The sequence below is a fragment of the Ancylothrix sp. D3o genome, assembly GCF_025370775.1.
Lineage (GTDB): Bacteria > Cyanobacteriota > Cyanobacteriia > Cyanobacteriales > Oscillatoriaceae > Ancylothrix.
This window is the reverse complement of the sequence record NZ_JAMXEX010000004.1, coordinates 430692-445287: the sequence shown is the minus strand read 5'-3', so window position 1 is coordinate 445287 and position 14596 is coordinate 430692. Positions and strand designations below refer to the sequence as shown.

Here is a 14596-nt window from a genome sequence, read left to right as displayed (position 1 = left end):
CCTTATCTCTTTATCGGTCTGCTTTCAATCCTGAAATTGATTTTTCTAAGTCTTCTTTGTCTCCCAAATCGTAACTTTCTTTGACTTCAAATGTTACGTTACTTAACTTTGGCTCTTCGAGAACTTGCAAACACAGTTCTGCTATGTCTTCACGGCTGACTTTTCCCCGGATATTATCGCCTTGCTCAAATTTTAAAGCTTTTCCTCCGGGTTCTTCGGTGAGGGCACAAGGTCGGATAATTGTGTAGGTTAATCCACTGCTACGAATGGCGTCTTCTCCTCGCAATTTCCAAGTTAAAATTCCTCCGAGTTGGTCGTTTAATCTGACGGCGGGTGGTTCTTCTTCGAGGTTTATTCCTGGCCGGCCTGGTCTTGTTACTCCTGCTGAACTAATTTGCACAAATTGTGGTAATATTTTGCCGCCATAAGCTTTGATATATTCGAGTTGCATTTGAAAAATTCCGGCTTCAAATTTGGGGTTGAGTGCTCCGTCATATTCAAATTTACTCAGCATGAGTTGAAAGGATGTTATGTGGCTGGGGTCAAAGCTTTTAGCTTCTGGGACGGTTTTGGCTCGAAAAACAGGAATCAAATCTTTAAAGGGTATTCTGACGGTTATCCAAATGTCATAAACGGTGTCAAAGGAATAGCAATAAGACAGGCTATCCCATTGGGGATCGTTGCGGATTATAAATTTATATCGTTTGCCGTCGCCTTTGATTCGTAGGTCTATGCCGGTGTATCCTGTTAAGTCAATGGGGGGGTCAAAGTTTCTTGTCCGCACAGAGGCAAAACCGCCGGAGTTGGCAACGGATACATAGCCGGAAAATAGGCCGGTGTTTTCTACTAAGCGTATTGAACTTTCGCTGGCTCCTCCCATGACTATATCATCTAAGGCTCCCCAGGTTTCTTTTAAGTCTTGGGTGGGTTGGGTAAAGTCAAAAATCAGGCTTTCATCTGTGCCGCGTTTGAGGATTTTGCGCGTGGCTTGAACAAGGTTTTGTATGCCTTTGTATTCGACGATTTCGGGAATGTCTACTACTTCGGGAAGGTAGAATTTTATGCCTTGATAATATTTTTCTCGGTTGGGAGTGTCGCCTTCAACGGGTTGTACACGGGTGCCGGTGCAACAAATGACGGCGCTGATATCTTTCATTACGTTTTCGTTTAACGTTTCGGAGATGGTAATATCTCCTTCTATAATTTCAACTTTGTTACCAAGAATTTCTTTTGCGCGTTGGCTATCTCTGACTAAGGCTCGAACTTGATAGTTTTTTTCTAGCAGTTTTTTGACGACTCTTTTACCTACTCCACCAGTGGCACCGGCCACTAATATGATGCCGGTTCTTTGGGGTTTGGGTGTTTTTTCTTTTTGCGCTTTTCCTTTAAATAGTTGTTGCAACCCGCTGAGGCTTCCAATAAAGGGAATTACGCCAAAATAGGCGAGGGTTTTGATAAATCTGCCGGCATCCCATTTTGTTTTTTCTTGAGTCATAACCGTTGCCCTATTTTTGTTTTGTTGCTTATTTTAACAAATTTATTAGGCTGATGCTCGATCCTCTATTTATGGCCGGTGGGGAAAGCCTCGCTCTACAAAATCACTCTGTAGCAAGATTTAAATTGCCTGTTTTTTGTTGTAAAAGTAATAGAGATTACCGAAAAGGATTTCTTTTATATGTCAGAAGCTTTACTTATTGTTGATGTGCAAACCGGCTTTTTGAATCAATTTACCCATCATATCCCGAAACGGGTGGCTCGTCTCATCGAAACCGGCAATTATAACCAGGTGTTATTCACTCGTTTTATTAATACTAATAATAGCCCCTACTGTCGCTTTTTATCCTGGGATGCTTGTAGTGATGAACCGGATACAAACCTCGCCCCAGAAATTGCCCCGTTTGCTTCAGCAGAGCGTGTGTTTTCTAAACCCGGTCTCTGCGGTATTCCTGATGAGATGGCTAGTTATTTTCGCCAACGTTCAATTCAGCAGATGTATGTGTGCGGTATTGATACGGATATGTGTGTTTTAAAAATAGCAATGGATTTATTTGATATGAATATTGAGCCTATTGTTTTAACAGATTGTTGTGCCAGCACTGCCGGTTTACAGGCACATTTGGCTGGGTTAGCTGTGTTAAGTCGAAATATTGGTGCAAATCGTTTGCAAGAGGCCGGTTTAGGAGATGGAACTTTGGCGGCGCCGGCCCAAGAATAGGATTTTAGATAGCGTGATTTTTCATTTAAAGGTTGGGGTTGAGGGATGGGTGATGGCTAAACATAATTTTACTTAAACAGAGAGGTAAGAATTATTTATGAGTCGGAAAATTTAATGTGATTTTTGTTACTTTATTACGCAAAGTCGCGGCTATTAGGGATGTTTAAACAAGCGATCAAAATCTACAAAATGTGTTTTTTTGGGTGTGTCCTATCTGAAGGTAGACTTTTGGAGAATTGGTGATTATTTTCTTTCACCTAAAAGATAGATGGCATTCCTTGTCAAGATTTTTTACATTACTTAATAACAAGCGTTACAAACTGAAACACAACGGAGATAAACAACATGACAACTAATACACCGACCCCTAACACCGATCCTTCTTACAACAACCAATTTAAGCGTCAATACGGCGAATTTGGCACCAAATTTGAATTTGGCTCTAACCCTACTGCTGAACTGTGGAATGGTAGATTGGCAATGCTTGGTTTCTTGATCGCTCTGATTGTTGAACTTAGCACCGGCCAAGGTGTTCTCCACTTCTTGGGTTTAGTGTAATTGCGAGATAGGGAATTGCCATTTAGCGTTTGTGGTTAAATCTTTTATTTTCTAGGGAACTCTTTTTTAGAGTTCCTTTTTTTTCTTTAATTTTTATTAAATTTGGCTGAGTAATCAAGCATAACTCTGGCTGTGGTCGGCTGTTTAATTGTGTACAAATATTCTTCCCCACTCACTCTTACCCTCGTGGCGGTAGGGATGGGGGTTTGAGTGCCGGTTTTCGGAAAATTATTGCGCTCAACTCCTAAATCGGTAATAATATCATCAATTATTTTCTAAGTTTTAATTTTTCCTCAGAAGAAAATGTCAACCAGTATTTGGACTCTGTTTTTTTTATTGCCTTTAGTTTTAGTAACTGCCAGTTGTTCGGAATCTAAACCTCCTAATTTTCAGGAAAATACCTTTGCCAAGGCTGAAAATACCCTTTCTCCTATCACGACGGAAACCACAATGGCGGAACCTCAAAAAATAGAACTGCTCAACGCCAAACCCGGCTGGAATAAAAACCTGTCAGTTGACGGGGTGAGTTACGATATTTATGTTCCCCAAAAATACCGAAACCGCTCTGTTTTGGTTTTGCCTGGGTGGAATTATCCCCGCACAAGTTGGCCGGAAAATTCCAATTTAGTTAATTTAGCAGAAAAGCATGGTTACGTTTTGATTTTGCCAGAAATGTTGCAAACTTTGTATGAGAGTTCTTATTATCCTGATACTCAGTTAAAATGGAATCAAAAGCCGGGGGGAGAGTTTATTAAAACTCGTTTAATTCCCGAAATTCAAAAGCGACATAATCTATTAAGGCCGGGACAAAATAATACGCTGTTGGGATTATCTACCGGCGGTCGAGGAGTGGCGCTCATTGCCTTAGAAAATCCTCGTTTATTTGTGGCCGGTGCAAGTCTTTCTGGTGATTTTAGCCAAGAAAATACCCCGGATGATCGTTTGATGACTGCCGTTTATGGTGCTTATACAAAATTTCCTGAACGCTGGAAAGGACGCGATAATCCAAGCTTGCGTGCGGCTGAATGGGTGATGCCTCTTTATCTGGCTCATGGTACGGCAGATGATATTGTACCAGAGCAACAAAGCCGACTTTTTTATCAGGAGTTGATCAAAAATAAAAGCAATCTTGTTGTTGAATATCATGCAGTTAAAGACGCCGGCCACGATTATCAATTTTGGGGCGGTCAGTTGCCGGCGGTGTTTGGATTTTTTGAAAAAGTTGTGGATAGTTAGGGTGTCAAAGGCAATGGGGGTAAGTGTTTAATTTATCCTCGTTTGATTTTGATTGAAAAACTAGGGAACACCGGCACACTCTAACAACCGAGATAATAAACTTGAGAAAGTTTCGGAGGCGGTGGATTTTCCGACACCATAACAAGAACGCCGGCGCCATGCAATCACCGGCAAATGCCCTTGGGGTGCATCTATAGAAAAATTTAATCCGTCATAATATATCCAGGCAGTGTTGACTCGCCAGCCCACTCGGTCGCAAAATTCTGTATAACTGCCAACGACACTATCCCAGACGCTTTGCTGTGCTGTAAATCCAAAATAGCCATTACTATATTCATGCCACAGCCAATCAATTGTTCGCAAATCGGTACAGGGGAAATTTTGGATATCTTCGGAGGTTAACCAGCCTTCATCTTCTCTACCGGCTGCTTTTAATATCAAATTCCAGGTTTCTTCATCGGCTTTTCGCCATTTGCCTTTTGCTAACAAGTTTTGCAGGGAGTTGTAATCTATTCCTACTTCTGAACTTAAATAGTTTTGGTTGGTTGTTCCTCCGGCGAGCCATCCGCTTAATTGCGATAATGTTGATTGCATTTGTTCTGGATTTAATTGCTCAAGCCGGTAGAGTACCCAATCTAACTGAGATTGCAGTTGTGTTCGCTCCTGCGCGGCTTGCTGCACTAAACCTAGCAGTTGCGCTCGGTCTTGCGCCGCCAGCAACAGTTGATTTTGCAATTCTTCTACCTGCGCTTCTAAGCGGGTGAAACCTTCGATAAGCTTCTGTTTTTTTGCTGACTTGGGTGAGTTGGCGTCTGTGCCGGTGCGAGTTTTAGATTTTTTTGCCATGATTTTTCTAAGATATACGCTTAATGTGTTTTAAAATACATCCTTTCTCTGGGTGGTGGAATTGCCTGTTGTTGAGTTAATATATCGCTCTGGGCTACCGGCATCCTCTCCTCAACGGCAGTCCATGAGCCCAGCCACCCTGACAGTTTAAACTTTCTTGAACACAACTGCCAAAAGATAGATTTTTTGAGATAATAAAATTATTCAGTGCATCAAGCCTTGACAAAAAAAGTAAATTTTTATAACCTTAATTGACATAACCACTTTTGTATGCTGGAAGCCGCCGGCAACCCCTCACAAGCCCTTCAAAATTACCGCCTAATGCTTTACAAAAGGATACGATCCAGATCACAGCATCGCCGTTAAATCAATCACAGGCTACGACCAAAAATATCACAGGAAATGAGCGATTTCAGGCAACCAAACCCAGAACAAATCATTCATAATAATAAATAGGATTTGTGTGAGGCAGCGAATATGAAACTGGGGATGCTGGCATCATTTGCATTATTATTAGTATTTGGCTTAACGACACCGGCAACGGCAGAAAATGCCGCTCATTTAAAACAATTGCTGGAAACGAAACAATGCCAAGGATGCGACCTCAGCGGTGCAAATCTGGCAGGGGTTAACCTTAAGGGTGCAAACCTCCAAGAAGCTAACCTCAAGGGTGCGAACTTAACCGGCACCAATTTAAACGAAGCCAATTTAATCAAAGCCAATTTAAGCACAGCCCGGTTACAAAATGCAACGCTGCTGGCTGCAAAACTGCACGGCGCAGAGTTAGAGAGTGTTAATTTAAGCAATGCTAACCTCAGTCTTGCAGGGATGGTGATTGCTAATTTAAAAAATGCGAACCTGACAAAGGCTAATTTGATTGGCGCAAACCTAGAAAGCGCCAACTTGACTGGTGCGAATTTACAAAATGCTTTACAAACAACGGCGAATTTTGCAGAGATTAGCGGAAACTTGCAACCAATTGGTATAGGTGGGGTGAATTTGCGGGGTGCTAATCTGAGCAATGCTAATTTAATTGGGGCAAATTTCAGCGGTTCTGATCTGTCGGGGGCAAATTTGGCAGGTGCGAATATTGAAAAAGCCAGTTTCCAAAATGCCCTTTTAGAAAAAACAATTATGCCAGATGGCAAGCCGGTGGAATCGTCGCTGAGTTGGCGGAATTCCAAATAAAGTAGAGTGGCTTTTGCCCACCATCAATTATGAGAAAATAATTGATATTTTTGGTGATTTTTAATGCTATCGCTGCTTATCTTTCACCGGCCCTCAAACTCAGTAGAAACCGGCAACTTGGCAAGAATACAAAGCCTATAGAGATGATGAAACAAATTTTTGCATTGCAGTTGCCGGAAAATGGTACTTATTTGCAATCTCAAGTTTCAACAGCGTTGGAAAAGTTGCCGGTGACTTTGTTTAGACCCTTGGTTCGAGAAAGGAAGCTGTGGTTTTCTCAAAAAATTGCCGGTTTCAAGGCTGACTACGAGGGAAAAATTTGGGCTGTAAGCCAGCTTTACTGAGTTTCCTGGTGAGACTCAACACAAATATAAACTTGTTGCACAAATAGCAAAATAATAGTCTTTTGTTCATTCAATCATTGAATTTTTCTCCTACCCACAAAAACCTTCGTTTCTTTGCGGCTTTGTTGTGGTAGCGGCGGATTTTAATCAGTCACAAATCGTCTAAAAATCCGCCCTACATCAGCCAACAATTCCTAACTTTCAACCACCGGCTCATTCAACCGAATTGTATCATCCTCACCCAAATATTCCCCATTTTGAATTTCAATAATAACCAGCGGAATAGCCCCCGGATTTTCCACCCGATGCGGCGTACATTGGGGCACATAAGTAGACTTATTTTGCGTTACTAAAATCTCCTTATCCCCACAAATCACCTTTGCAGTCCCCGAAACCACAACCCAATGTTCACTGCGATGATAATGTATTTGTGCCGTCATCGTATGACCTGGTTTAATCATAATTTGATTAATCCGATAACGGGGCCCTTCTTCCAAAACCGTCACCTTTCCCCAGAAGCGTTCTTGAGTCGTTGAACTTTCTTCTGTTGCGGTTGGATTTTCAACTGAAACTTCATTTTGCATCTCAGACATAACCTAGCCTCCAGAAATTTTTATTTTGTTTATGGTTTATTGAATAAGAGAGTATGCCGGCAGACCAAAAGCCTACTTTATTATTCAGCATAATTCATAATTGCCTCACATCAATCTCCCATTTCTTCAAACCACCGCCGGCTCTAAAAATTGCACCGTACCCACACTAGCATCAATCTCCACCTCCACCCCCACCGGCACCGTCCACTTATCCGCAATATGACCTATTGCCGCACCATACCACGCCGGCACCCCCAAAGGTTTAATAATATCCAAAAACACCTGCGACAACGAAAGAGACTCCAAAGGATTCTCAGGATCACAATCCGTACATTGACCAAAAATAAACCCTGAAATATTATTCAAAATTCCCGCTAATTTTAATTGTGTCAAAAGCCGGTCAACTCGATAAACCTCCTCCCCAATATCTTCCACAAACAAAATTACCCCCTCCCAAGAAGGCAAATAATTTGACCCCACCATAGCCGCCAAAACCGACAAATTACCCCCCACCAATTTCCCCCGCGCCTTCCCCGCCGTAATCGTTTCTACTCGTAACGGAGGCTGCATTTTTTTTCTATCCAAACGACTCACCCCCTCAATCGGATTTCGCAACATCACCGCTTCCCCCCCAAACAAAATTTGCCTCACCCAACCAAGCGAAAAATCATTCCAAGTTGACGCACCCAAAGGCCCATGAAACGTCACAATTCCACTTTGGGAATAAACTGCCAAAAGCAAACTCGTGATATCACTATAACCCATCAAAATCTTTGAATTTCCCCTAATTAACTTGTAATCCAATAAAGGCAAAATGCGATTACAACCCCACCCCCCCTGCACTGCTAAAATAGCATTTACCGAAGTATCCCCAAACATAGCATTTACATCCGCAGCCCGTTCCGCATCCCTTCCTGCCAAATATCCATAGCGATCAAAAAGATGTTTTCCAAGCTTGACATTTAACCCAAATTGTGATAGAGTTTTCCGCAAATCTTCAATTTCTTTAGGCTCACTAAAAGTCGCAGGATTAATTAACCCCACAGTATCCCCCACCTTCAAACGAGCCGGCTTTAAAACAGGCTGAGTTTGACAAAGTGCCGGTGACGTACTTGCCAAAATTGTTAACCCAAACCCCCTTAAAAAATTGCGCCGACTAAACCTCATAAAACCCCCATACCAGTAACCTATCTGTGGGGCAGGCATCCTGCCTGCCTAAAGGCTGCGTTTAAAAAATCAAACCCCCAAACCATCACCTACCACTATAAAACCGCTTAGACTTCACATCATATTTCCAAACCACACCCGCCGGATCTTTACTACCACTCCACTCCGAAAAATCTGGGCGCATTTTCCACTTACTAACCGTAGTAGCATGAACACCCAAACGATAAGCCAACTCACTTTGAGTTAAAGAACTAGGAACCACAGAAGACGTTTTTTTAGAACCAGAATTCGGTACATTAAAAGAAACCTCAGACTTGCCATTATTCAAATTCAGCGGCTCAGTTTTAGATTGAATCGGAGGTAGCTGAACTTCTTTGCGAGAAGCCGGCTTTAAATTATTATTCAGATCAGAAACAGGCGCTGATGACTCAGTTTTCTTAACCGCAGAAACCGGCACATCAATCGGCGGAGATTCCGTCGGCTTTTTCTCAACAGGAGGCGGACTAGACGGCTGAGGATTTTTAGGAACTTCCGAGACAATAGGCTCTGAAAAAGAAACAACCGGCTCATAATTCGTATCAACAATTGTCGGCGGTTTACTCCCATTCGGAGAAAGAGCAGTTTCAAAATAATAAATCATCCCCCCTTGTTCTGTTATTTCATAATGCGCCGCAAATTCGCGGGCTCGTTCATCTAAATACTGTTGAACTTCTGTCCCCGGCACATTAGATTTCATAGCCAAATCTAACGCCGTCACCCAGCCGTTATTTTCTTGGATTAATTGATAAAAAGTGCTATTTAACTCTTCAAGTTTTTTTTGTTTATTTTGCCAATAGCGGCGAAACCCAAACCCCAAACCAGCAGCCACAGCCACCGGCAAAAAAATTCGTCCCGCCGCCAAAATCACCACCAAACCAAAAGCAATAGGAATAATTAAGGGTAAATATCCCTCAGCATTGCCATTAAAATTGTTACTGTTTTTAACCATATTTAACATTAAGCAACGTGCAGCAAAAAATTAACCGGCCCCTTGGCAAAACCAAGACCAGGTAAAAATATTATCGCTTTTTTACCGCCAAGCCTTCGATTAACCGCAGGTTTTATCCAGGTCTGTCGGTTTATCCTTAAAGATGGAACCATGATCAGCGTGCCAGTTTTATCATCACCTTCGCCTAAATGTCACAGCAACTCCCCCAAAATCAAACCATCGCCGCCATCGCCACCGCCATCGTCCCCCAGCAGGGAAGCATCGGAGTTGTCAGACTTTCCGGCGACCAAGCTGTTAAAATTGCCGAAACGCTTTTTGTTGCACCAGGCCAGCAAGTTTGGGAAAGTCACCGCATTTTATACGGTTATGTCCGCGATCCCCAAACTCAGCAGATGGTCGATGAAGCTTTGTTACTAATTATGAAAGCACCGCGATCTTATACCCGCGAAGATGTTGTAGAGTTTCACTGTCATGGCGGGATCATGCCGGTGCAGCAAGTTTTGCAGTTATGCGTCAAGAGCGGTGCCCGTTTGGCCCAACCCGGAGAATTTACCTTAAGGGCGTTTTTGAATGGCCGGCTCGATCTCACCCAAGCCGAAAGTATAGCCGATCTTGTGGGGGCACGTTCAGCCGCCGCCGCTCAAACAGCCCTGGCCGGTTTGCGGGGAAAATTAGCAACTCCCATCCGACAATTAAGAAATACTTGTTTAGATATTTTGGCAGAAATTGAGGCTAGGATTGATTTTGAAGACGATTTACCGCCTTTGAATGAAGAGTTAATTATTAATCAAATTCAGCAGGTTTTAGCAGAATTGTCAAGGATTTTAGCCACAGCAAATCAAGGAGAATTATTGCGATCTGGGTTAAAAGTTGCAATAGTAGGCCGGCCTAATGTTGGCAAATCAAGTTTATTAAATGCTTGGAGTCGAAGTGACAGAGCTATTGTTACACCTTTACCCGGCACCACGCGAGATGTCGTCGAATCGCAGTTAGTTGTCGGGGGAGTGCCGGTGCAAGTTTTGGATACTGCCGGCATCAGAGAAACTAGCGATATAGTAGAAAAAATTGGTGTAGATCGTTCCCGTCAAGCCGCACAAGAGGCAGATTTGGTTTTATTAACAATAGATAGCTCAACTGGTTGGGTGCCGGCGGATACAGAAATTTACGAACAAGTTAAACACCGCACTTTAATTTTAATCGTCAATAAAATCGATTTAGTTGAGAAATTTACACCGTCAAATTTTCCAGAAATTCCGCGAATAGTGTACACAGCCGCCGCTCAAAACAAAGGAATTGAAGACTTAGAAAAAGCCATTTTAGAAGCCGTAAATGCCGGAGATTTACAAGCAGCCAATATGGATTTAGCGATTAATCAAAGACAGGCCGGTGCTTTAACTCGTGCGGAAATTGCCTTACAACAATGCGCTGCAACAATTGGGCAGCAACTCCCCTTAGATTTTTGGACAATAGACTTACGCGGAACCATTCAAGCCCTAGGAGAAGTCACCGGCGAAGAAATAACCGAATCCGTACTGGAGCGAATTTTTAGCCGGTTTTGTATTGGTAAATGATAATTATCATTTGTCAATAGTCATTTGTTTTTGGGGATGGGTTGGTATTCCCCAATCCCCAATTCCCTGCTTACCGTGCCCAGCCGGTGCTTTTCCAGAGAATGAAGAATAAAACAGAGGCTACCAGCGCCCCTAAATTCCACTTCACAGCATTTTTAAGCAAGCCAGTGCGTTGATTTTGTTTTTCTTGTATTGCCTGTTCTTGCACAGCCTTTCTAACTGGGGGGATTCTTTCTAAAATTTGCTGCTTGAATTGATCAGGATTTGTAGCATCCGCTTGAATACCGAAAGAACCAAGCTGAGTTGCTAGTTGTCTGATCTCTTCTGGCGTGCCTTGACTTACTTGATCTTCAACTTGTTTAAGTTGAGTCAATTGGGCTTGGGCTGCGGTGTTAATTTGGTTATTATTGAGGTCATTAATTCGATAAGTGTTAAGAATTCCCAAAGGAACCAGTGCCAGAAATACAATCGCAAAAAGTAAACAAAGCCAAGATAATATCCTCAGCAGCAACTCCTCTAAACGATTGCGGTTAAATGACTCGCCAAAAAAAATTAAAACGAATCCCAATAAAGGAACAGCCACCCGTTCTACCAAAAGTCCAATGGTTTGAAATTCCCAGACTGGGTTAGTAAAGTTTGGCGGTATAAAAGAGTCGATAACATCGAATAATGCTAACAACAATAGGCCGTAGCCTATCCAACGCAGTCTGTAGATTGACTGACCCTGTTCGCTGTCGCCTCGCGTCATAAAATTTACTCAGGTTTTTGTGAAAAATGTATTTGAGTAAATGGGTAGAGATACTCAAGGTTGATCTTTGTTAGTTTAGCAGGAAGAGGGGCAAAAATTAGGCAATTGTGTTTTTTGATTAATGTAGAATACCTGCTTCGCTCTGATAACTAGCGCCACTCTATCAGGCATCTTTTTTTGGCGGTTCTTCTCGCAAAATCGTCAACCAGCAAAACAACCCCAAAATAGCAACGGCAATCATAGAAAAGATAACTGAGCCTTCGCCAAAATGCCAATATTCAAAAGATTTGGGATTACTAGAGGCTGCTAAAACTGCCATAACTCCCACACGGGCTGAGTTGACAAAAAATGCAACAACAACGGCGGCCACCGGCACCATAATTTTTTGTTTTATGGTGGTGCGGAAGGTGAATAAAACCAGTAGAGACAGCCCCAATAACTGCATGATGGTACTCATTCCAGAACACCCAGAACCAACTTCAACGCTGCCGGTGGGCAAGTGCATAAAAATTCCTTCCCGCTGCACAGGGTATCCTAAATACCACAGCATCATCGTCGCAACTTTAGCGGTGGGAAGGGTAATGTCTATGGTTTTGACCAAAAACTCCGGTGCCGGTGCCACAATTGGCAGACACAGCATAACGAGTTCCTGCCAGAATTTTTTTAATCCTTTTATCCCCGACAGCATCAAAGCTACCCCAATACCAATGATTAAGGGCGCTATTCTCAAAATCGGATGATATACCGACATCGTAATCATTCGGAAAAAAATCAAGGCTAAAATCGTGCCACCAAAAAACCTAGAGAAATTATTACTTTTTAATTCTAAGACACCTTTTTTATCGGAGATCAGAAAAGCAGCAGCACCCAAGGCCATCATACTTGTGCCACCTACTTCTGGGTTTTTCAGTTCCGAACCCAACATTGTTTGAAGAGCCAGCAAGCCAAATCCGGCGGCTAAGATCCAAAACTGCGGCTGTTTTATATACTTTTGCCAATTGTCAAGATTCATTGTTTTTGTATTTTTCTTTGCAAGTTTTAGGAATTTTTTGGGGGCAGTTTGATAAACAATCAGTTTAACAAGAGAATTTTTTCATGCGGTCATCGGCTGGGTAGGTGCCGGTGGCTATGTATTTATTTTATACCCATTTTTTTGCCGGTTCTAACTTTGGATGTTCTCGGAAATAACGCCGGCATTTTTCCTACACACAAAAACAGTTGACCTCAAAGGCCAACTGTTCAAATTTTTGTGTTTCCATGTAAGTCTAAGCCTGATGGCCGTTTACATTAGTTTTTGCTTTCGTTCTTGCTTTCCCGGCGGCGGCGAGCATAAGCCAAACCGGCAGCACCCAAAGCCATACCGGCCATCGTTGTCGGTTCGGGAACGGCTTCAGCAGTCACTTGGAAGTCTTGGAAGTCTGCATCATTGCCATTACCCCGATCATCAAAGCCTATTTGGATTCCTCCTTGGGTAAAGGGGTTAGCAGAGTTATAGTTCGCGGCACCGGCCAAAGCAGCGGTACTGTTGTTGTTCAGCGGTAAGCTAGTTGCAAATACTGCTTGTTGGGTGTTTACTCCACCAAATCTGTTTAAACTTGTCGTTGAGAAAACCGTAGGTCTGTTGTTTCCATTAAAAGTGCTGGCCAAGCCCAAGGTATAAACTCTACCGGCTACAAATTCAAAGCTTGCTTTTCCAGAACCCAAAACTGTGTTGCCCAAAGTGCCGGCCCATTCGTTTGCTCTGCCGTTGTCGGAGGGTTTGACTTCAGAGAATAGGTTGCTGACTAGAGAAGTCACGGTTTGGCGGCCTTGGGTCAGCACTTCATAAATGCCTAACCTTGATTGATACGCACCCTGAGAGCGGATAAAGTTAAAGTTTACAGTGGTGTTGCTATTGAAGGTGATGCCGCTATTGCCGAAGGTGGCAGCTTGAGCGGTTCCTGAAAAACCTAACAGAGCGGTGGCGGCGGCGGCGCTGATGGTGGTAACGAGTTGGAGTTTCATACTTGTTTCCTGTGATTCCTTTCTTCCTATTTCTATTATTCCTTATAATTTTTTGTTTGCAAGTCTTCTGAGCAATCTTTACTTAATCTTTATTGAAAATATCCGAATTCCTGAGATATATGTATTTAGTATTAATTTGCGTGATCTTTTTCTGCACATTATGTGATCTGGCTCACAGTTTAAGGTAATCTCGGTTACAAGCTCCGTAATTTCCCTGATCTCATCTGGATTTCTTTCTGTTTTTTCTATCAAAGGAGCCACTTGCTAACCCAGACTTTTAATACTTTTTTGTTGTTTTATTTGCCTGGTCATTTCCGCCCAAAAAGGTAGATTGACTGTTCAACGCTTAAACATAAAGTAGGGTTGGGTCAACTGACAAATCAACCTTGCGAGTGTTCTGAGCGCCCATAGGCTTGTATCAATATAACCTTTCTCAGTCTAATGAAGTAGACAAACTTTTTCTCAAAACCCGGTTTTTCTCAAAAACCTGCTTTTTGATAGACCCTATTCATCTGATAAAGCCTATAAATCTACAATTTGAATAAGCTTTAAACTCGCTGCCAATAACTTATCTTCCTAATTCTTTTTGCCGACGAATTAGGGGTAGTGCCTAAAAAATTGTTCTCGCCATTTCTTCAAAGTTAAATTTTCTTTTCTCAGCCTAGAAAAACTGGTTTATAGAGCAATATTTTCCGATAGGCGATTAAGGGGCCGGCGAACATAAGCGTTTTTATTGCCCTTGTGATCAAAAAAAATTTGCCTCGGCCCGCCAAACAAGTTAGCTGAAGTATAATTCGGCGGCTTTTTAAACACCACATTGCTGATGCTGTTGCTCGGCAAAGTCGTTTTGAATACGGGCTGGTTGTTTTTCCTGGGTGTGTTTAAACTGGTCTTTAAATAAGCCGTGATTAAAACAACCCCAGAACAGACAAAAAAAACAGCCGGCTGAAATAGCCAACTGCTAAAAGTTACTGACTTACTACCAACTTTAAAAACTTTTTGCGGTGGGGAGAGCCTCAACCACCAGGAGAGACTTCGTTTCAGAATTTCTGGGATGAAGCTTAAAATTTTGAACCTCTATTCTTATTATGGACTGCGAATTCTTGAATTTATTGGCAGAGTAAGACACTTCACTGAA

14 protein-coding genes are annotated in these 14596 nt (G+C 42.4%); 6 read left to right on the top strand and 8 right to left on the bottom strand.

The window, feature by feature from the left end; genetic code table 11:
• Nucleotides 1–10 precede the first annotated feature (10 nt).
• Nucleotides 11–1495, bottom strand: coding sequence for a CIA30 family protein (locus NG798_RS11165; protein ID WP_261222598.1), 1485 nt, complete (start codon nt 1493–1495; stop codon nt 11–13).
• Nucleotides 1496–1675: 180 nt separating this feature from the next.
• Here NG798_RS11165 and NG798_RS11160 point away from each other — a divergent pair, with 180 nt between their 5' ends.
• The 3 genes from NG798_RS11160 (at nt 1676) to NG798_RS11150 (ending at nt 4009) form a co-directional block, all read left to right on the top strand.
• Nucleotides 1676–2215, top strand: coding sequence for a cysteine hydrolase family protein (locus tag NG798_RS11160; protein WP_261222596.1), 540 nt, complete (start codon nt 1676–1678; stop codon nt 2213–2215).
• A 345-nt stretch (nt 2216–2560) separates the two neighbouring features.
• Nucleotides 2561–2773: a chlorophyll a/b-binding protein gene (locus NG798_RS11155; protein WP_261222595.1), complete on the top strand. Its 213-nt coding sequence runs from the start codon at nt 2561–2563 to the stop codon at nt 2771–2773.
• Between the two features lie 303 nt (nt 2774–3076).
• A complete protein-coding gene (locus NG798_RS11150; RefSeq protein ID WP_261222593.1) occupies nt 3077–4009 on the top strand; it encodes an alpha/beta hydrolase-fold protein in 933 nt (310 codons plus the stop codon).
• 60 nt (nt 4010–4069) lie between these two features.
• Here the strand turns inward: NG798_RS11150 and NG798_RS11145 are convergent, their stop codons facing one another.
• Nucleotides 4070–4855, bottom strand: a complete 786-nt coding sequence (locus tag NG798_RS11145) for a GUN4 domain-containing protein (protein ID WP_261222591.1) — start codon at nt 4853–4855, stop codon at nt 4070–4072.
• A gap of 477 nt (nt 4856–5332) precedes the next feature.
• Here NG798_RS11145 and NG798_RS11140 point away from each other — a divergent pair, with 477 nt between their 5' ends.
• Nucleotides 5333–6043, top strand: coding sequence for a pentapeptide repeat-containing protein (locus NG798_RS11140; protein WP_375338956.1), 711 nt, complete (start codon nt 5333–5335; stop codon nt 6041–6043).
• 50 nt (nt 6044–6093) lie between these two features.
• Entirely contained in the window at nt 6094–6387 is a 294-nt protein-coding gene (locus tag NG798_RS11135; protein ID WP_261222589.1) for a hypothetical protein, read from the top strand.
• A gap of 194 nt (nt 6388–6581) precedes the next feature.
• On the opposite strand, the gene NG798_RS11130 is transcribed toward NG798_RS11135, so the two are convergent.
• From NG798_RS11130 to NG798_RS11120, 3 genes are all read right to left on the bottom strand, one after another.
• Nucleotides 6582–6971, bottom strand: a complete 390-nt coding sequence (locus NG798_RS11130; RefSeq protein ID WP_261222634.1) for a phosphomannose isomerase type II C-terminal cupin domain — start codon at nt 6969–6971, stop codon at nt 6582–6584.
• 135 nt (nt 6972–7106) lie between these two features.
• Complete coding sequence (locus NG798_RS11125) at nt 7107–8147, bottom strand: LD-carboxypeptidase (protein WP_261222633.1); 1041 nt, start codon at nt 8145–8147, stop codon at nt 7107–7109.
• Nucleotides 8148–8232: 85 nt separating this feature from the next.
• Nucleotides 8233–9135, bottom strand: coding sequence for a hypothetical protein (locus tag NG798_RS11120; RefSeq protein WP_261222588.1), 903 nt, complete (start codon nt 9133–9135; stop codon nt 8233–8235).
• A gap of 188 nt (nt 9136–9323) precedes the next feature.
• On the opposite strand from NG798_RS11120, the gene mnmE reads away from it, so the two are divergent.
• A complete protein-coding gene (gene mnmE / locus NG798_RS11115) occupies nt 9324–10706 on the top strand; it encodes a tRNA uridine-5-carboxymethylaminomethyl(34) synthesis GTPase MnmE (protein ID WP_261222587.1) in 1383 nt (460 codons plus the stop codon).
• 70 nt (nt 10707–10776) lie between these two features.
• Here mnmE and NG798_RS11110 read toward each other — a convergent pair whose 3' ends face one another.
• The 3 genes from NG798_RS11110 to NG798_RS11100 form a co-directional block, all read right to left on the bottom strand.
• The gene (locus NG798_RS11110) at nt 10777–11454 is read right to left on the bottom strand and encodes an HpsJ family protein (RefSeq protein ID WP_261222586.1); all 678 of its coding nucleotides are present in this window, start codon (nt 11452–11454) and stop codon (nt 10777–10779) included.
• Between the two features lie 163 nt (nt 11455–11617).
• Nucleotides 11618–12466, bottom strand: coding sequence for a cyanoexosortase A (gene crtA, locus NG798_RS11105; protein ID WP_261222585.1), 849 nt, complete (start codon nt 12464–12466; stop codon nt 11618–11620).
• A 275-nt stretch (nt 12467–12741) separates the two neighbouring features.
• Nucleotides 12742–13458 (bottom strand): PEP-CTERM sorting domain-containing protein, encoded by a 717-nt coding sequence (locus tag NG798_RS11100; RefSeq protein WP_261222584.1) that lies wholly within the window; start codon nt 13456–13458, stop codon nt 12742–12744.
• Nucleotides 13459–14596 lie beyond the last annotated feature (1138 nt).